The sequence below is a fragment of the Candidatus Symbiopectobacterium sp. NZEC135 genome (genome assembly GCF_025962695.1).
The window spans coordinates 1-19,299 of record NZ_JAGFPF010000036.1; the positions used below are offsets into that span (position 1 = coordinate 1).

Consider the following 19,299-nt stretch of genomic DNA (forward strand, 5'->3'; position numbering starts at 1 on the left):
GAGATCACATCATAGTGTGCAGGCCCGGAATGAAAATGGGCGCTTTCCGCGTCCGGCGTGATGGGTACGTACTGCATGTTATTCCTTTATCTGAATGATAACGTTATTGTTAGCATCCGTTGTGAAGACCACCATGTTCATGGTGTCAGGATAGCGCAAACGCGTGAACGTGAATACCGACAGAAGAGCGCGTTGCTGAATAAGCCGCGGGATTACTGATACCAGAAACGCATTAGAAGGGACATCGTTATGCCTAACTTACCTGATATTGCTTTTTTTCACACGCTCGCCGATGCCGCTGCAGAGCAGACCCTCCCTCGCTATCGTTCAGCGCAAAATCTTCATATTGGAACTAAACCCAAGGAAGGTTTTCGCTTCGACCCGGTGACCGATGCCGATCGAGAAGCCGAGCGCGCCATTCGCGCACTGATTAGCGCGCACTACCCTGAACATGCGATTTTAGGCGAGGAATTTGGCGCTGTTGGCGGTGGTGACATTCAATGGATATTGGACCCGGTTGACGGTACCCGCCCTTTTCTGTGCGGCATTCCCGTGTGGGGGACGCTGATGGGCCTACTGCATAACGGGCGCGCCGTTATGGGAATGATGAGTCAACCTTTTACAAAAGAGCGCTTTTGGGCCGATGGGATTCAGTCATGGTATCGGGGTCCCTACGGTGAACAGGCGTTGCAAACGCGTAAAAATCTACCGCTGACACAAGCTATCCTGCACACTACATCCCCCGAACCCATTCCGAGTCACCCTACAGTACATTTTCAGGCACTGACGCAGCACACTCTGATGACTCGTTATGGCGGAGAGTGCTATGCCATGGCCATGTTGGCTGCCGGTCACATCGATATCTGCGTGGAATATGGCCTGCAACCTTACGATATTGCCGCGCTGATCCCCATTATTGAGCAGGCAGGCGGCATCGTGACAACCCTTGATGGCGGACGTCCTGAAGGCGGTGGGAATATTGTCGCGTCAGGCGATCCGCAGCTTCACCAGCAGGCATTAGCCATACTCAATGGCTGACCCGCGTTAGTGCTCCTTCCCGCCTTCCAGCAGGCGCGCCCAGCGCGCGCCGCCATCAACCTGTTCGATAATCAGCTTTAGGGTCATGGTTAGCGGCACCGCCAACAAAATACCGATCAGCCCCAACAATCCCTGCCACACCAACAGTGAAATCAAGACCACACTGGTGGCAATGTTCAGTTTCCGACCACACAGATACGGATCAACAACCCAGCCTAATATCAAGTTGATGACCAGAAATGCCGCTAGCGCCGCCATACCGGTACTCATACCGTTAAAAGCAAACGCCTGAATGATAGGCGGCACGGCAGCCAGAATAGATCCCAGCACGGGAATAAAATTCAACAAAAAGGCCAATACGGCCCAAATAAAGGCAAATTTAACCTGCAAAATGGTTAACAATACCCAGATTGCTACGCCGTTTAACACGCTCATCAGCGTTTTGAGCATCAGATACTGCGTTACACTGTCGATGCCACGGCGCACAGCGTTCATGCCAGACGATTCCGCGCGAAACAACCGCTGGATTTTCTCTACTAATACCGGCACCTCAATCAGCATGAAAATAACCGTCAGAAACACCACCAATGCCGATGAAAAAAAGCTGGATACATGACTTAGCATGCGGGTGATCAGCCCAAGGAATTGCCCCGGGTCAATCAGCGACATTGCCGCTTCCGGCGATAGCGTTAGCCCCAAGTCCTGCAACGGCGCCATGCCAATGGTAAGCTGACGCGTCAGCAAGCTACGCATTTGCAGACTCATTTGATTTAACTCGGGCAATGCCGCCACCATCCTCAGCAGGACGTAAACCAACAGCATCAACAGGACGCCACCCAGCAACACCACGATCAGAGGGCGTGGCAAGCGAGTACGACACAACAGTGCTACCGCTGGCTCAAGCACGATAGCCAAAAACAGGGAAAGCAGGATAATGGAGAGGATGGATGCCGCCAGATGGATCCCCATCATGACGATAGCCAATGCGGCTAGAAGCAACATGCGGTTCAGCAACATATCATCGGAAAATACAGGTGTTTTCATGGTGGCCTGCTTAGGGGTTGTAACACGACGTTTAAATCCTGCCGCACGCAGTAAAATCCTTTTTTGAAAATGCGCGTCGGAATGTCTGTTCTTCAACAAAAAATATAGCGGCTTTTCACCGCAACGTCGTTTTAACCGTTATTTACCCCAGTGCGTTCTGAGGTAATCCACCGCGGGTACCGTTTGAGGTTGATGGAGAAAACCTTCACGAAAGAGCACGCTGCCTTTCACTTCCGGCAGCGATTCATTGAGCGACAACTGTCGCCGCAGCTCAGGCACGCCGCCATCTCGCGCCCAATCAGGTTCCTTTTGTGCAGGCACACCGACTTTATACAATGCAACACCAATATAAAGACGCGTTTTTGTTGGCTTTACCACATCCGCCCACCATTTTACCAGTGTGTCATAACGGACGATTTCTCGTGAAAAAGGCCAGTAGATTTGCGGGATGATGTAGTCAATCAAACCGCGTTCGACCCACAACCGGGTGTCCGCATAAGCGATATCATAGGCCGCGCCGCCGCGCGTATTAGAACCGCGGGCATCATTTTCTGCGTTGCGCCACACGCCCGCAGGGCTAACGCCAAACTCAACCTGCGGCTTAACCGCTTTGATCGCCATCGATATTTGTTCAATCAATAGCAAGGTATTATTACGCCGCCAGTCCCCTTTGGTGGCAAATCCCTGTCCATACTGCCGATAGGTAGCATCATCTTGCAAACGCGAAGCTGGCGTTTCGTAGTAGAAATAATCATCAAAGTGGATGCCATCCACCGCATAGTTGTTGATCAATTCCACCACCACATTGGTGATCCACTGACGCACTTCAGGAATACCAGGATCCAACACAAACCGATCGCTTGCTGTCCGTATCCACTCTGGGTGCAGGGCATAGACACTGGAAGGAGAAGCACCAAGGGTATGCCGCAGCGCGGTCACCGTTTTCGGCTGGGTATTACTGGTCACACGGTAGGGATTAAGCCAGGCGTGAATGCGTAGTCCGCGTTTATGTCCTTCAGCCAACATGAAGGCTAAAGGATCGTAACCGGGATCTTTGCCCACCACGCCGGTTAATACATCAGACCACGGCAGTAACGCCGAGCGATATAGCGCTGTGCCATCCGGTTTTACCTGAAAAAAGACCGTGTTAACACCCAGGTTGACCAGATTATCCAGCTTGTCGATCAGCGCCTGTTTTTGTAACGCAATACGGCGCTCATCGGACAGTTCATCACTCGACGCGGGTGTCGGCCAGTCAAGGCCAGAAAGCGTGGTCAGCCAAACGCCCTTTACGTTCTCCGGCGCAGCCGGAGAGACGCGAACGGGAGGCTCAACCACGGCGGGAGGAATGATTTTCCCCTTACTACTGCACCCAAGCACACCACACACCAAACACAGCAGAAAAAAACGACGTCGATAACTCAGCATGTTTGGGCAATTCCTTGGCAGTCGAAAGGGCAATCAGGGGTTCAGGTTCGGTATTTTTCCACCAGCGCTTTGGCAATGGCCTCCGTTTGCGCATCAGCATTGCCTTCGATATCCGACGGGCGGAAATGCATCTGAAACGCGCTAATGGTCAACCGCGTTTCTTTATCAAGCTCACCGTTTTGTGGAATTTTATCATAACCATATTGACGCAATGTTTTCTGAATCGTCAGCACGTCCGTCGGCGCACTCGGCTGCCGTCCGGCCAGATACTTGTTCACCGTAGCATCATCAGGCCAGGCCCCCACCCCCATATCCGCAAACCGCTTCCAGGGGAACAATTTTCCAGGATCCTGTTTGCGCAGCGGTGCAATATCGCTGTGCGCCAGCACATTATCCGGCGTGATGTTGTTACGCTTGATAATGTCTTTGGTCAGCGCAGCAAGCGCGGTGATTTGCATTTCATTGTAAGGATACCAGGTACGAACGCCAAGCATGTTATCGGTAAACCCGAGGTTAACAATTTCAATGCCCACCGAAGAGTCATTGAGATTTATCCGGCCATTCCAACTACTGACACCCGCATGCCAGGCTCTCATATCTTCTGGAACCAGTTGCATCACGACGGGTTTGTTATTGCGCAGCGGTGGATTTTTCGCAACCAGATAATGTGCGCTGACCTGCCCCTGGGTTAACACCTCTAGCGAACGCGCATCATTCAGCGCGGTGTAATGTAAAATCAGAAATCGGACACGCTCATTCTGGCCTTTAGCCGGATGCGTGGTATCTACGATGTAATCGCCGCGATCGACTAACGTTGAGCGCGGCGTAGTACATCCGGCAACAATCAATGCGAGCCCTCCCACGGTGAGCAATTTCAGCCAGTGTGGGCGAGTAGTTGACGAAACAGAATTGAATACCATAGAAAAATTCACCTCCTTGGCGATCATTAACAGCAATAAACATCACAATAAGCCACTAAATAGGCGATTTGTTCTATTAATGATTACGCGGTTACTATTAAATCATCGCTAAACCATTGCGTTATTTAATCGTTTTATAGCATTTCCAAGGATTAATTACTCTTTTCAGCACTAAAAAGTGACATTGTCACCTTAAAAGTTAACCCTATTGCATGAAACGTTTCTGTAAGACAGACATAAAAAAACGGGAGCCGCCCGGCCCCCGTCATTTTATTCGATGCTAGAGTGCACGCTGTCGCGTTTCTTTTCCCAGCAGCATGATAGCAAAGACAGCCAGCAGTAGTGCCAGGCTAAACAAGGCAAAAATGCCGCCAATAGGCACTGCGCTTGCCACCAAGGCACCAACCAATAACGGACCAAAGATGCCACCGATACGCCCCACTGCCGCGGCCATTCCTGCACCGGTAGCGCGAATGGCTGTCGCGTATTGTTCTGGCGTGTAGGCATACAGCGCGCCCCAGGCCCCGAGGTTAAAAAACGACAGCAGTGAGCCAGAGAGCAGAAGTTGTGGCGTACTGGTAGCGATGCCAAAGAAATAGGCGCTGACCAACGTTCCCAACAAATAGACCACCAGCACGATTTTTCTCCCTGCGCGTTCAATCAGCCAGGCAACGGTAAAATAACCGGGTAACTGTGCCAGCGTCATCACCAGCACGTAACCGAAACTTTTCACCATATCAAACCCTTTGAGCATCATCACACTCGGCAACCACAGGAACATGCCGTAATAGGAGAACACCACGCAAAACCAGACAATCCACAACATCACGCTGGCACGCCGCTGTTCAGGAGCCCACAGTGCGGCGATCTTGTGGCGAAAAGCGCTTTTTTTCTCTTTCTGACTCAGTTGCAGATAGTGCGGCGAATCCGGCAAACGAAAACGCAAGTACAGTGCGTAGAAGGCGGGCAACGCACACAGGATCATGGCACCGCGCCAGCCGACGCTCGGCAAGGGGATAAGAAAATAGGCGATTAACGCAGCCAGCAACCAGCCCACGGCCCAAAAGCTTTCAAGCAGGACCACCACGCGTCCTCGCACTTCCGGGGCCACACTTTCACTCACCAGCGTTGATGCCACTGGCAGTTCACCGCCTAAACCCATGCCGATAAAGAAGCGCAACACCAGCAGGCTGCCGAACCCCCAGGCAAAAGCGCTTAATCCGCTGGCGATGCTAAACATCAACAGCGTGATCATAAAGGCGGATTTTCGTCCTTTACGATCGGCATAAAGTCCGAAAACAAATGCGCCAACCGCCATGCCAATGGAGTTGACACTGCCGATCAGCCCTAACTGCGCGGCGGACAGTCCCCACTCCAGCTTTAGCGCCGCCAGAACAAAGGACAATAGCCCGACATCCATGGCATCAAACAGCCAGCCGGTGCCACAAATGAGCAATAACTTATTACTGGATAACGCACCCTGTCTTACCTGAGATAAAATCATGATATTGTTATGTCATCGTTAATCACGGTTTGTTTAGCATACTAAACACGCTTGACGCTGTCATGTAGCTTTTTTATGCAGACAGCACAATTTCACCTTAAGGCGGAGTGATACCATGACCGAAAAGGCGATATCGAACGCCACGCCTGCCCACTATTCTGCGGCTGACCAGCGTTTTCACAACGTGCGCCCCAGCGTATACCTGCATATGGGCTGGCGCGAACGGCTTTCGGTACTCCGACGCCTGCTGTTTACTGCACGATCCCGTATGCCGGAGCAGCGTTTGCCAGAAGTGACGCCGAATTGGCGGGAGTTTCTCAGGCCTGACAGTAAGACCCGCGTTATCTGGTTTGGTCACTCCAGCCTGTTACTGAACATGGCAGGTGTCACGGTGCTGATCGATCCGGTATTTTCCGCGTCCGCAGCCCCCTTTCCTTTTCGCATCAAACGCTTTCAACCGCCCGTGGTCCCGATGGAAGCGTTACCTGCCATCGATGCGATCGTGCTTTCACACAATCATTACGATCATCTGGACCGCGTAACCATCGATTTTTTCCGTGATAAGAAAACCCACTTTTTTACCCCGCTCGGCATGGGGAAAATCCTGCAAAAATGGGGGATCGCCGCAGAACGCATTACTGAGCGAGATTGGTATGAGGGATGCACGTGGAAGGCGCTGACATTGACAGCGACGCCAGCGCGTCATGCCTCCGGTCGCACCCCCTTCGATCATAACCGCACGCTCTGGTGCTCCTGGGTGCTGCAAAGCCCGCATGAAACGCTGTATTACAGCGGAGATTCTGCCTACGATGATCACTTCACGGCAATCCGAGAGCGGTTTGGTCCTATCGATCTGGCTTTTGTCGAGAATGGTCAATACAACCGACGCTGGCCCGATTCCCACATGACACCGGAACAAACCATTCAAGCGGTACGCGATCTGGCGCCACGTACTTTTATGCCGATTCATTGGGGCATGTTTACGCTGTCATTGCACCATTGGACCGAGCCGGTACAGCGCAGTCAGCCGTTGGCCACACAAAACGGCATTCAGGTGCTTTGCCCGCGTCTGGGGGAAGTGGTGGACAGTCATTCAATATCGACGCCTCCGCTGTGGTGGATGCCCTTTGTGCCCGAGAAGACGTCGCCCCTCCTCCCGCCAGCATCGCGAGGCACCGTATACACGGAAAACGATAGCCCATAGAAAAAAACCGCCCCTATGCGCTGATAAACCCAAGAAACGGCGTTGATAGGTCAAATATTTAGTGGTTTTGTCGTTTCTTTATCCGTTTGACATCGCCATTTCCGGTTTAAAGTACATTTTATAGTAAACTGATTTGATTTCAGATTTTAACCTTCCATTTAATAAGGTCTTTTTCTTGGCAAAATCATTACTACGCAGCGGAAGTTTGGCCGATTTTTTTGCGCTGGGCGAAAATGGGCAACCGGTGTATGCATCGGCTCTTCAATTGCGGGAAACTCTGCGTTTACGGCGACAACAAACGATCGCTGACTGCCTGGCCATTCCGCAGCCTAATGAAACGGGCGATCGTCTCGATTGGTACGCTCCCGGCGAAGGAAAAGTTACCTCATGGATGGCCGCTGGCGAGGCGGAACGGGAGGCGGCGCTGGAACAGTTGCAAACCTGCCTGACCACCGTTGCAGCGCTGAGTGAACGCGCATTAGCGTCAGACAGCGCGGCGCAGCAACGATTTGGGGCCCTGCTCGCCAAGGCATTCCAATTTCCCGCCGCCAATTACGTTTATCTGGTCGGTGGCCGCCCCGTCATCACCTTTTGGGGTTTTATTAATCTTGACCAAAAACCTCGAACCGACACCTTAGAATGCCTGCGCGAAGCCTTGCCGGTCATCACGGCACAACCGCTGGTTGATCCCATTGCCCCGCCTATTCCGCAACCCAACGCTGCCGCCGTCTATGCGGAGACGGCGTCGTTACCGGTTGAACCGGAGAGCGACGCTGATGACGTGCCCAAGGTGGCAATCCCACCCGTTCCACCGACGCCACAAGGGAAATCGGCATTGCGTCGCTGGTGGTGGGTTGCACCGGGCGTGGCACTCGCGGGGGCGCTGGTATGGCAATTCCGCGCTGGCGTACCCAGTAAACCAATCACTGCCGAACCGGTGGTCGCACATACGCCGGAAAAACGCGTGCTGCCAGCCACAGAAAAAGCCAAAGACGCTGACGTTGTCGCACAAAACGCCACACCGATAGCGCCACCGCCTGTTGCCGTTGACACACCGCCAGAAGCAGAAAAAGCGCCTGTGGTGGCGCATCCAGAAACCGCGCCCGTGGTGGCACAGAAACCCGCTCCAGTTCCCAGCACGCCACCGGTTGAGACAGTCGTAGCAGAAGCCAAACCGGAAGAGGCCAAACCGGTAGACAAAAATGCGCTGGTGATGCCGCTGTTATCGGTCAAGCTGGGAAAAACCGATTTCCTGAACGGCACCTGGCGCGTGACGGCCGATACCAAAACCCCGACCATTGGCAAACCGTCCAGCCTGCGTTATCAACTCAAGGATGGCCAGGGTACAGTGCGCCTCACTCACGGTGATGGCGTCACTTGCCGCGCCAACGTCACTGCCGGTTTGATGCAATCGGGCAACCTGATTATCAACAGTCGGGTGAAAGCCCGCTGTAGCGATGGGTCACGCTATCAAATGCCAGAAATTGTTTGTTCTCAGGGGGCCAGCGGCCCGGCTGAGTGCTCAGGCCGTTATGACGACGACAACCTGATCCCTTTGACTTTCAAGCGTGAGAGCGAATAACCCTATGCTGGCCACGATTACGGACTATAAACAAAAGATCACCCTCATCCAGGACAGCGGTCTGCAATTTTTGGATTTTGCGCTTAAACCGGCTATCGATGCGCAAGGTCCGGGCAAGTTCGTTCGCAAGACGGCAAACGGCCCGCTACTGCGCTTAATCCTTAATGAGGAGAACGGCAAATATCTCCTGCCTGCCCCACTGGGAGCGGTGCCCGAAGTGGTACGCCCAGAATCCAGCTTCTCGCTGGGCCAATCCCTGCTGCTATTGAGTAATGTCTGGCTGCCGCTGCCGTTTATGCGCTTCAACCCACCGCGTACCTTTATCGGTGGCCCGGATAACTGGGCGCGCATGAAAGTCGTGGCTTTGCCAAGACCGGATCAGGACGGTAATACTCACCGTATATGCATCGTTTTCGATACCAAAGTCTATCCTGACGGTGAGGAGAACGAACTGCTCGCCCCGACCGAGAGCGACATTACTGCGGGTTTGAAGTTTACGCTGGCGTATCACAGTGAAGAGTTGGGTGAGTTCCTCGATTTAACCTGGGTGGATGGCTGGCTGCGTGAAGTCTTTACCCAGCATGCCACCGAGCGTGAACAGCGCAGTGAAGCTGACCAGCGCACCGCATTGCGAGGTTTTGAGTATCAGGCGCACTATCTGAACCTACTGGATATGCTGGGCAAGCAACTGCGGATCCCGGAAATCACGCTGATTGCAGGCACACGACAAGAGCCGGATATCGCCGTTGATCTGATTCTGGATGTGGGCAATTCACACACCTGCGGCATTTTGGTCGAAGACCATCCAGAAGCGCACAACGGGCTCAGTCAAAGCTATGAGCTGCAATTGCGCGATCTGGAACAGCCGCATCAGATCTACAATGAGATGTTTGAAAGCCGCATTGAATTTGCGCACGCGCAGTTTGGCAAACCCAATTTCTCGCTCGAAAGTGGCCGCGAAGACGCTTTCCTCTGGCCTTCCATCGTGCGCGTTGGCCGGGAAGCCAGCCGCATGGCGTTGGCGCGTCTCGGCACAGACGGTGCCAGCGGTCTCTCCAGCCCACGCCGCTATCTGTGGGATGAAGAGAGCTACGCCCCCGGTTGGCGGTTTAGCAAAACCGTCGGCAATGCCGCGCTGGAACCGCACGCCATTGCCGCACCGTTCACCCATTTGATCAATGATGACGGTCAGCCGCTGTTTACGGTGCCGTTCGACGATCGTCTTCCGGTATTTTCCGCACAATATAGCCGCAGTTCGCTGATGACGCTGATGCTGTGTGAATTACTGGCGCAGGCATTAAGCCAGATGAACAGCGCGGCACAGCGCGCCAAAATGATGAATGACAGCGCACCCAGGCGCCTGCGTAATATCATTCTGACGTTGCCCTCCGCCATGCCAAAACCTGAGCGCGAAATTTTCCGCCGCCGCATGCAACAAGCCATTGGTCTGGTCTGGAAAGCGATGGGATGGCACCCGGCGGATGACGGCTTCAATACCGAACAAGAGAAAGCCGCCAGTCGCTTCCCCGTACCTGACGTGCAAATGGAATGGGATGAAGCCACCTGCGGCCAGATGGTCTATCTCTACAACGAAAGTCAGGTCAATTTTGGTGGTAATACCAAAGCGTTCTTTGCCAGTCAGGCGCGTCCAGACCGGGTGCGCGACGCCGATGAGCAGCCGGGACAAACCCTGCGCGTTGCATCGATTGATATCGGCGGTGGCACCACCGATCTCGCGGTGACGCAATACACGCTGGATGACAGTATCGGCAGCAACGTCAAAATCAGTCCGTTGCTGATGTTCCGCGAAGGTTTCAAAGTGGCGGGCGACGATATCTTGCTGGATATGATCCAGCTCTACGTGCTGCCAGCGCTGCACGCGTCACTGAAAAAAGCCGGGATCGCTACGCCTGATAGCCTGATGGACAAGCTGTTTGGCAACGCGGGCAGAATGGATGGTCAATCGACCCTGCGCCAGCAATCCACCCTGCAAATCCTGATGCCGATTGGGCGTGCCATTCTCGAAGCCTATGAAGGGTTCGATCCGCTCGACATGAGCGCCGAACTGGAAGCCAGTTTTGGTGAACTGTTGCCGCAACGCCCAACCGGCAAGGTGCTTGACTATTTGAACGGCGAAATCCAGCGTGAGCAACCGGAGGAGGCTGCCGCGTTTGATATCCTGCACACGCCGCTCATCGTTCGGTTGAGCAAGTTGCACGGCGAGTTCTTATCCAATCGCATCAGCATCACGCAAAATTTGCGTTCGCTGTGTGAGGTGGTAGCACTCTATGATTGTGATGTGTTGCTGCTTACTGGCCGCCCGTCGCGCTTCCCCGGCATACAGGCACTGTTCCGTTATCTTCAACCGTTGCCTATCAGCCGCATCGTATCACTGGATGGCTACCACACCAGCGATTGGTATCCGTTTAATAAATTCGGTCGCATCGAGAACCCGAAATCCACGGCAGCGGTCGGTGCCATGCTGTGTTTGTTGGCACTGGACCTGCGCCTGCCGGGCTTTTATTTCAAAGCGGGGGATTTCGAACCCTATTCCACCATTCGCTATTTCGGCATGATCGATGCTAACCAGCAGTTAACGCAGGATAACCTCTACTACAGCGATATCGATCTGGACGCCGCCGATTTTGAATTGGATAAACGCGGCTACTTCTCGGTGCGCGGCGGTATTGGCCTTGGTTTCCGCCAATTGGACAACGAGCGCTGGCCCGCTACGCCGCTTTACACATTGACCATTATCGATCAGCCGCTGGCCCGCAAGCTTGCCGGTGACAGCGTGCTGCATCTGCGTCTGGCGGTCGCGCGCGAGGCGGGGCAACCTACGCCAGAACGTTTCGAAATCGCCGACGCCACGCTGCAAGATGGCAGTAAGGTTCCGCTTCACTATCTGCGGCTGCGGCTCAACACGCTGGCTGACAGCGCGAGTGGCGCAACACACTACTGGATCGACAGCGGGAGCGTATTCAGCAAATGAGAGCACTGACGCCAAAACAACTTTCGACCCGGTTAACTACGCAGTTAACTGCTGCATCAGAAGGCATTGAGCAAGCCATTGAGTGGGTTGAGACTAACCGTTCCCGTTCGCCGCGTTTGGAGATGGAAGCCGATACGTTAACCATCAAACTGCGTCGTCATCGCAATAAAGCACAACGGCTGGCAGACAGCGCAGGAAAGGAGATGGCCATTGGGCTGTTCGGTCAGGCGCAGGAGGGCAAAACGTACCTGATTTCCGCGTTGGCTGCGGGTGAAAATGGTCGATTGGAGAGCGATCTCGGCGGCCACACCCTGGATTATCAGGCACATATCAATCCAGAAAGCCAGCTCGCCGGGCTGGTCACCCGCTTTACCCGTCAGCCAGGCGTAAAAAACGCCACCTACCCGGTTCAATTGCTGTTGTTAAGCGAAGCGGACATCGTCAATATTCTGGCGCAGGCGTATTTGTCCACGGCGGTTACACCGCCATCTCTGCGTAGCTTGGCCGAAGATGAACAGCAACTCATCGAGCAAATGGCGCTGTTGGCGATGCATCGTCAGCCAGAGACAATCCCGGGATTCAGCAGTGACGAAGTCATTGCCCTGTGGGACAGCCTGGCGCGTCACGATGGTAAACGGCAAAAATGGCTTGAAACTCACTTCTGGCCCGCCGCTATCGCCCTTACCCCGGCATTGACCATTGACGATCGGGCGCGGCTATTCTCGGTGTTATGGCAAGGCAAAGAAGAGTACACGGCAGTCTATCGCCAGTTTGCGCATACGCTACAGCGCCTGAATTACAGCCATAAAGTGTTGGCACCGTTAAGCGTGCTGGTCGATGACGTTTTGCTGCCGACCGATGGCATCATGAATCTGTCAACCGTCGCCTATCTCAATACTTCTTCCGATCCCAGCGTGCATGTGCGTCCGGTCATCAGTAATCGGGCCAGCAAACCGGTTGAGTTGTCTCTGGCGGAGCTGGCTTTCCTCGCCGTTGAACTGGTGGTGACGCTACAGTCACCGACGCGCGAGCCGCTGTTTGAACAAGTCGATCTGCTGGATATTCCGGGCTTCAATCCACTCAGCAACGTCCATGCCGCTTCCAGTAGCGATCGCGAGCACGGCGCTGTGCAACGTTACCCGGTGCTGATAAAAAATCTGCTGCAAGCCAAGGCCAGCTATTTACTGGAACGGTACACCGATCAGCACGCCATCAATCTGTTGATGATCTGCACTGCGGTCGATCGGCGCGCCGATGTTAAAGCGGTCGGCAAAGCGCTCGACTACTGGGTGAAACAGACGCAAGGTGAAACCGCGCAGCAGCGCAGTCAGCATAAACCCGGCTTAATTTGGGCCGTGACCAAATTCGATCAACGAGTCATACACAACACACACTACGATGAAGGTGTTCAACGCTACGTGGGTAATCCGGGGGAATCCTGGGGAACCATGCTGGCAACGGACGATCGCGGTGTAAAACGTATGGCTAACTGGTTGAATACCGAAGTCAAACGGGAAAACAAGCTGGCACGACTGTCAGAACAGTTGCAGGACATGCAAAATGAACTGTTCGAGCACATTCTCGGCGGCTGGTATCAGTCTGATAGTGAAATTTCTGCGATGAGAAAGCAGAAAGTGGCCGAATCGGTGTTGAAATCACTCCAGACGCGACCGGGCGTACACGGTGAATTGCTGGAACGCATGTTGCCAACGCGGGATGAGTTACGCCGCCTTTACCAACAGCAGCGTCAATCTGGCGTTAGCCATGTCGCCCATCCCGCCCTGGATAATACCAGTGCCATGACCCATGCCGATCCGTTTGGCATCGGCATGGATATCGATTTATTCAGCGACGCACCGCTGAATGTGACACAGGCCGATGAGTCCCAAACGCCGAGTGATGTGGATACCAATGCGGCCTTTGCCAGTCAGGTCTTGCGCTTTTGGATAAACCATATGCGCAACCTGCCGGACAACGCACCGCTGGTCGAATTGCTCGGGTTGGGTAAACCGACGTTGGAAATGCTGATGGAAGAAGTCATCACCGCCGGTCTGCGTCAAGGCATCAATCAGGCGCTGCACGCAACGCTGAACCAGGACGATCACCCCAGCGCCTATACAGACAATGAAATTGACAGCCAGGTTTCTCGCGCCCTAACGGTGCTCGGCGATTATATCGCCTGGTTAGGTTTCCAGAAAATACCCGAAGAACAGCGCCCGGAAAGCCGCATCAACCGTGGTCGTAAAATCTTCGCCAAGCCGGAAAAACAGGCCATCAGTTGGGGGGCCGCCAAGCGATTAACCAAATTGTCACTCACTCCCACCAATAATACGGCATTTTACGTGTATGACTGGCTGGTTGGGTTGAATGCCTTGATTCTGCAAAATGCCGGGCATTCTGCCGGTGGAGAACTGGATGCCGAACAGCGCAAACAGTTGGGTGCCATTCTGCAAATTTTCAAACCAACCCCTTCTGGCGCAAAGTAAGTGCCCCGCCCCTGCGCTGAGCAGGGGCAACATCTACATATCAGGCCGTTCACGGGTGGTTTTCAATATGGGTCGCGTTCATCTCCATGGTGGCGAATAATGATGTGTGCGAGTTATCAATGATGTAATCGCGCAGTCGTGTCAGACTGACATCGTAATCAGACACGCAGCTCACGGCGTAGTACAAATCATTTTCATCTGCCATCGCGGCGACATAGCGCTCAACGGTACGCTTGATATCGGATAACGTCATTTCGAAAGCCGACGTTGACGCCTGCGTGGCTTTTGCCTGTTCCAGAAGCGGTACACAGGCTGCTTTCATCATCTGGCTTCTTGGCGATTGCGTCGACAATACCTCACAACGCCCGAATTTGTTGACGTGGCATTTTATGATGCCACTCAGCGTTACCACGCGATCGCCACGTGTCAGCGCCGCCATCGCATGGTGTACCTGCGCTTTATCTTCAGGATCGCAGGCGATCAAGTAGAGGCAATTGGCGTCAGCGATATCCTCAACGGGACGGCCCTTGACCGACATGCGTTTCGGATCGAAGCACGCCATGCCTGAAGCCTGTGACGATGAGGTAGGCGGATCAATACCCAACAGCACAGTAGCGCCGCGTCCTCTGTCGTTAACACCACCGTTCCCGCCCGTAAAGGTATTGAAATAGCGTTGATCCGACGCGTAAATAGCCAGTTTTTCCGCCGTTAATGTGGCAAAGGCATCAAGACTGTCACGGTGTGACAGACAACATGGAGTCCCATCAGGCCCGTATTCGATATCGATAACCCGCCAGTGGATGTCCTGATACCCATAGCCTTGCAACTGCCTATGAATAAAGGACTCCATCAGCAACCCTCCTGCGCCAAGTGAAATCAGCGTCAGCGGTTGCTCCCGGTTGGGCATCGTCTGCCGGATATGATTAATCAGCGTATTGATATAACTCACCCGACTGCGCAGTGAGGAGACATCCTCATGCTCACACCAGAAGAACCGATCCTGAAAACGATACATCAAGTGTTCATGCGGCCTGAGGTGGGTTTGCTTCATCACTGCATCGGGCGTCAAAGCAGCAGGCTGCCGATCGCGGGCATAAAGGGGTAACAGAGCGATAGATTCGGAAGTCACGGTTGGCAACATGGCGATATTCGGTGGAATTCAGTGAATTACACGATAACAGTTGCTGGGTTAGCCCGCGTTGTAAAATCCGATATCCCACCGCATCAGACGGTGGGAATTTGTGTCGTCATCGAGAAAAACACTCAGGCAAAGAAGCCACTCAGCAACCCGACGCCAAGCAGCGCAGAGCCCGCGCCGATGATGCGCGGCCACCACACGCTGCGTTTCGCCGCCAGCATGGCGTAGCCCAACGCCAGCCCACCGATATGCAGCAGCGCCGTCGCGACCACCATCCCCGACAAGGCAGCGAATGAGTGAGATAACTCTGCGCCATGCGCCAGCCCGTGAAACAGCGCAAAAGCACCGACCAGCACAGCGCCGGAGGCGGCTGACAGCTTCATTTGCATGGCTACCATTAGCCCCAGAACCAGCAGCGACGCCGCAACAATATGTTCAGTGGCCGGCACAACCAGCCCCGCCATCCCAATCAGTGCGCCCACCAGCAATAGGCTGGCAAACGAGATCGGTGCCAGCCACCATTTTTGGGTATTCATAGCGCTCCACACACCGACCAGCGTCATGGCAAACAGGTGATCGAGGCCGGTAAGCGGGTGGATAAACCCCTGCATAAAACCGGTCACATGGTGGGCGCCATCATCAGCGCCGATATGAGCAAAGGCAGCAACGGGCAAGGCAAACAGTGCAGCAGTAAACAGTACCTTCATTGGGTTATTCATTTTCAATTCCATTAACAGGTTGGGAAGACAGATAGCAACGCAACCGTTTTACCCAATGCAGAGCAATCAGATTATGATTTAAATTAATTTTGTATGAACTATGGTTTTTAATACCGCAGTAAATATAAATATGGAGGTAAAAGTAAGATAACCCACGGTTAAAAGTGCTAAATATCGAATAAATGATAATGAGTCATTTTATCGATACCAATGCAGTGAGATAAAAAAAGCGTTATACCGTTTGTTGATATAACGCCTTAAACGTGTCGTAGATTGCGCTTAGCGGATAGCGCGTTTCAAAATGCGGTTGGCGTTGCTATAGAAATCATCGGCGACCTCATTAAGCGACCCTTTACCGTAATCAAGGCGCTGAACGCTGGTGGTCCACAATTGCACCAGTTCCTGGTTCTCCATGTAAGGGGATACGGGCACCTGAGTGGCTGGTTGTTCAGCCGCAGCCTTATAGGCATTCGCCAGCAGGTTGGTCGGTGTGATCACCCCACTTTGTTCCAGCAGCGTTACCGCTTTCGGGTTTGCCGGCATGCCGTTTTGTAACGCTAAGGCCTTGATGCCTCCCGGGTTAGTCAACAAGAAGCCGATCAGCATCGCAGATTCTTTGGGATATTTGGTATTTTTACCCACCGCAAACAGCGAAGACGGCTTGGTATTAATCGCTGAGTCTTTGGCGTTACTCAGCATGGGGTATGGCCCCGGTTCCAGCACCGTCTCTTTTGGCATGTTGCTGGCGTAGGTGTAGATAGCAGAATCCCATAAATACATGCCACCCATTTCACCGTTGATCCACGGACGAATCTCATAGACGTTGGTACGACCGAACGACGAGAAATAACGCTGATCGGGTATCACATGGTTATCCACCAGTTTTTTATAGAAGCCAAACAGTTCACGCACCTGCTCGCGATTATAAGCCAGGCTTTGTTTACTCTCGGCAATCATATCGATGCCATATTTCTGCGCCATGTAGGCGCGCCCTAGCGTCAGAATATCCAGCACGTCAGAAGAACCCTGTGCTACGCCGAAGGGATAGAAATTGTCACCCAACGCTTTTTTAAAGGCAGGCCCGGCCGCAAACAGTTCATCCCAGGTTTTCGGGTAGGCAACCCCCGCTTTATCCCACGTGCCTTTGTTATAGATAAACCCACGTGACGTCATGGAAATCGGCACTCCTTGCAGCTTGCCCTTCACTTCACCGGTTTTCAGATACTGGGGCGGGAAATCCGTTAACGCCAGCGCATCGCGCTGTTTATACAGATCGTAAAAGCCATCACCGTTACGTGAAAACTGTGGCAACCAGTTCCAGTCGATGCGGATCACATCCGGTTCTTGCCCACCCGCCATCTGGGTTGACAGACGCGACAGGTAACCATCCCAACCGGCATATTCGGCTTTCACTTTGATCTCAGGGTGCGCCTTTTGGAAGGCGTTTATGGCGGCCAAGGTAGCTTCATGACGCTGATTGCCCCCCCACCAGGAAATACGAACTTCAACCGGATCGGCAGCATGAACGGCAACGCTGCTGATTGGTAATGCGGCACATAACAGTAGGATACGAGGAATACGATGCAAGACTTTCGTCATAATAGAACCCTTAGTTATAGTCATTGTGCTGGTATCACCCACACAGCAGAATATCGTGGGTACTCTATTCCATCGAAAAACATAGATTTCATCGAAAAACGTAGGGTCGCGCTGGGCCGTGTGTCCACCTCGCAAGCGACAGCAGGGTACTCGCAGTTTGTGTTCGGTGGCCTCCCATGACTATTTGCAGGTTTATTGTGGGCAGGACATGATGGTGACGCCCCGCCCAGTGTATCCGTCAGTCAGGCAGCTTAACGGCAAGATCGGCAATTTTGACCGGCTGTTCCAGTCGCAACGAGCGGTTAGCAGCAATCCCGGTCAGGATAGAACGCGCGCCGTCGCGATAGTCCGCCGCACGCTGTAGCGGATCGGGATCGGGCGTGCCAAACAGATCGTTCAACATCACCAGATCGCCGCCGCCATGCCCACCCGCCTGATACACCACCGGCACCTTGTAGGGGGCGTCAAACATCGGATAAACCGTGATTTCACACTGATCCAGTGCGCCTTCGTCCTCTTTCTGCCCACCGCCGTTGACATACGATTTCTCAACCAGCTTCATCTCCAACCGCCCTTTGCTGCCGTTGAACACTACGTTCAGCCCTTCCCAGGGCAGATAGGCATTGAGCGAGTAGGTCATGATCGCTTTATTTTTGTAACGCACCATAACGCCCATCACGTCTTCTATATTGATGCCGTCATCAAATACGCTCTTATCGCGGTAGTAGCCATCCTCATGTTCGGCATCCAGATACAACGCCGTGAGTTGGGCGCTTTCACTCATGTTCAAGGCAAACGGATCGTCCTTGGCCGCTTCGTTGTTATGCGAACGCGCATAGAATTCGGTTACGCCCCGTGCTTCCGCGTTGGCCTTGCCGTAAAAGCGTAAATCGCCCTGGGCATAGACCGTTTCCGGTTCAGAGTGCAGCCAGAAATTCACCAGATCGAAATGGTGGGTAGATTTGTGCACCAACAGCCCGCCGCTGTTGCGTTTGTCGCGGTGCCAGCGACGGAAATAGTCGGCGCCGTGCTGCGTATTCAGCAGCCATTCAAAGTGCACTGAGAACACATCGCCTATCACACCGGAAGCAATCAGTTCACGAATCTTGCTGTGATGCGGCGCATAGCGATAGTTGAAGGTAACGCGCAGTTTGCGTCCGGTGCGGGCAATGGCGTTGATGATGGCCTGACATTTCTCTTCGTCAATCGTCATCGGTTTTTCGCTGATCACATCGCAGCCCAGCTCCATCGCCCGAATAATATAGTGATGATGGGTACGATCGATGGAGGTCACAATCACAATATCGGGTTTGCACTCGGCGATCATGGTCTCAAACTGGTCAGCGCTGAAGCATGGCACCGGCGCATGTCCCCACTCGCCAATCATTTTATTGGCATACTGCATGCGCGTTTGGTTAGTGTCGCAAAACGCGACAAAGGTGCTGGTTTGTTGGTAATCCCTGGCGATTGAGGTTAAATAAAGGCCGGCACGCCCTCCGGTGCCAACAACGGCATATTTTTTCTTCATTCGTATCATTCCTTCTTTTCTGACGTTAACGCAATGTACCGTCGCCATTTTTCGAGCACGTTAACCAATATCTCGTGCGCTCATTGACAACGCTTCATGACTCTTTGCTATGCTGGC

The 19,299-nt window shown here is 53.4% G+C and carries 13 protein-coding genes; 5 read left to right on the forward strand and 8 right to left on the reverse strand.

Annotation, left to right across the window (positions count from 1 at the left end; translation table 11 throughout):
* The first annotated feature begins 249 nt into the window (after positions 1-249).
* On the forward strand, positions 250-1,038 hold the full coding sequence (gene hisN / locus J5224_RS16380) for a histidinol-phosphatase (protein ID WP_264626385.1): 789 nt from the start codon (positions 250-252) through the stop codon (positions 1,036-1,038).
* A 6-nt stretch (positions 1,039-1,044) separates the two neighbouring features.
* Here hisN and J5224_RS16385 read toward each other — a convergent pair whose 3' ends face one another.
* The 4 genes from J5224_RS16385 to J5224_RS16400 all read right to left on the reverse strand — a co-directional run bounded on the left by J5224_RS16385 (position 1,045) and on the right by J5224_RS16400 (position 5,934).
* Entirely contained in the window at positions 1,045-2,082 is a 1,038-nt protein-coding gene (locus J5224_RS16385) for an AI-2E family transporter (RefSeq protein WP_264626386.1), read from the reverse strand.
* A gap of 138 nt (positions 2,083-2,220) precedes the next feature.
* Complete coding sequence (locus J5224_RS16390) at positions 2,221-3,510, reverse strand: glycoside hydrolase family 10 protein (RefSeq protein WP_264626387.1); 1,290 nt, start codon at positions 3,508-3,510, stop codon at positions 2,221-2,223.
* 41 nt (positions 3,511-3,551) lie between these two features.
* Positions 3,552-4,388 carry an N-acetylmuramoyl-L-alanine amidase gene (locus tag J5224_RS16395; RefSeq protein WP_264626414.1) on the reverse strand — a complete coding sequence of 279 codons (837 nt, stop codon included), beginning with the start codon at positions 4,386-4,388 and terminating at the stop codon, positions 3,552-3,554.
* A gap of 322 nt (positions 4,389-4,710) precedes the next feature.
* Positions 4,711-5,934 carry an MFS transporter gene (locus J5224_RS16400; protein WP_264626388.1) on the reverse strand — a complete coding sequence of 408 codons (1,224 nt, stop codon included), beginning with the start codon at positions 5,932-5,934 and terminating at the stop codon, positions 4,711-4,713.
* Positions 5,935-6,049: 115 nt separating this feature from the next.
* Here J5224_RS16400 and J5224_RS16405 point away from each other — a divergent pair, with 115 nt between their 5' ends.
* The 4 genes from J5224_RS16405 (at position 6,050) to J5224_RS16420 (ending at position 14,198) form a co-directional block, all read left to right on the forward strand.
* Positions 6,050-7,138: an MBL fold metallo-hydrolase gene (locus tag J5224_RS16405; protein ID WP_264626389.1), complete on the forward strand. Its 1,089-nt coding sequence runs from the start codon at positions 6,050-6,052 to the stop codon at positions 7,136-7,138.
* A gap of 175 nt (positions 7,139-7,313) precedes the next feature.
* On the forward strand, positions 7,314-8,720 hold the full coding sequence (locus J5224_RS16410; protein ID WP_264626390.1) for an SrfA family protein: 1,407 nt from the start codon (positions 7,314-7,316) through the stop codon (positions 8,718-8,720).
* Between the two features lie 4 nt (positions 8,721-8,724).
* A complete protein-coding gene (locus tag J5224_RS16415; RefSeq protein ID WP_264626391.1) occupies positions 8,725-11,712 on the forward strand; it encodes a virulence factor SrfB in 2,988 nt (995 codons plus the stop codon).
* Positions 11,709-14,198, forward strand: a complete 2,490-nt coding sequence (locus tag J5224_RS16420) for a putative virulence factor (RefSeq protein ID WP_264626392.1) — start codon at positions 11,709-11,711, stop codon at positions 14,196-14,198. Before J5224_RS16415 ends, J5224_RS16420 begins: the two co-directional genes overlap by 4 nt.
* 49 nt (positions 14,199-14,247) lie before the next feature.
* Here the strand turns inward: J5224_RS16420 and J5224_RS16425 are convergent, their stop codons facing one another.
* From J5224_RS16425 to J5224_RS16440, 4 genes are all read right to left on the reverse strand, one after another.
* Positions 14,248-15,339 (reverse strand): hypothetical protein, encoded by a 1,092-nt coding sequence (locus J5224_RS16425; RefSeq protein WP_264626393.1) that lies wholly within the window; start codon positions 15,337-15,339, stop codon positions 14,248-14,250.
* A gap of 122 nt (positions 15,340-15,461) precedes the next feature.
* Complete coding sequence (locus J5224_RS16430) at positions 15,462-16,055, reverse strand: HupE/UreJ family protein (RefSeq protein ID WP_264626394.1); 594 nt, start codon at positions 16,053-16,055, stop codon at positions 15,462-15,464.
* 279 nt (positions 16,056-16,334) lie between these two features.
* Positions 16,335-17,654, reverse strand: a complete 1,320-nt coding sequence (locus J5224_RS16435; protein WP_264626395.1) for an ABC transporter substrate-binding protein — start codon at positions 17,652-17,654, stop codon at positions 16,335-16,337.
* 238 nt (positions 17,655-17,892) lie between these two features.
* Positions 17,893-19,182, reverse strand: a complete 1,290-nt coding sequence (locus J5224_RS16440) for a Gfo/Idh/MocA family oxidoreductase (RefSeq protein WP_264626396.1) — start codon at positions 19,180-19,182, stop codon at positions 17,893-17,895.
* Between the last annotated feature and the right edge of the window lie 117 nt (positions 19,183-19,299).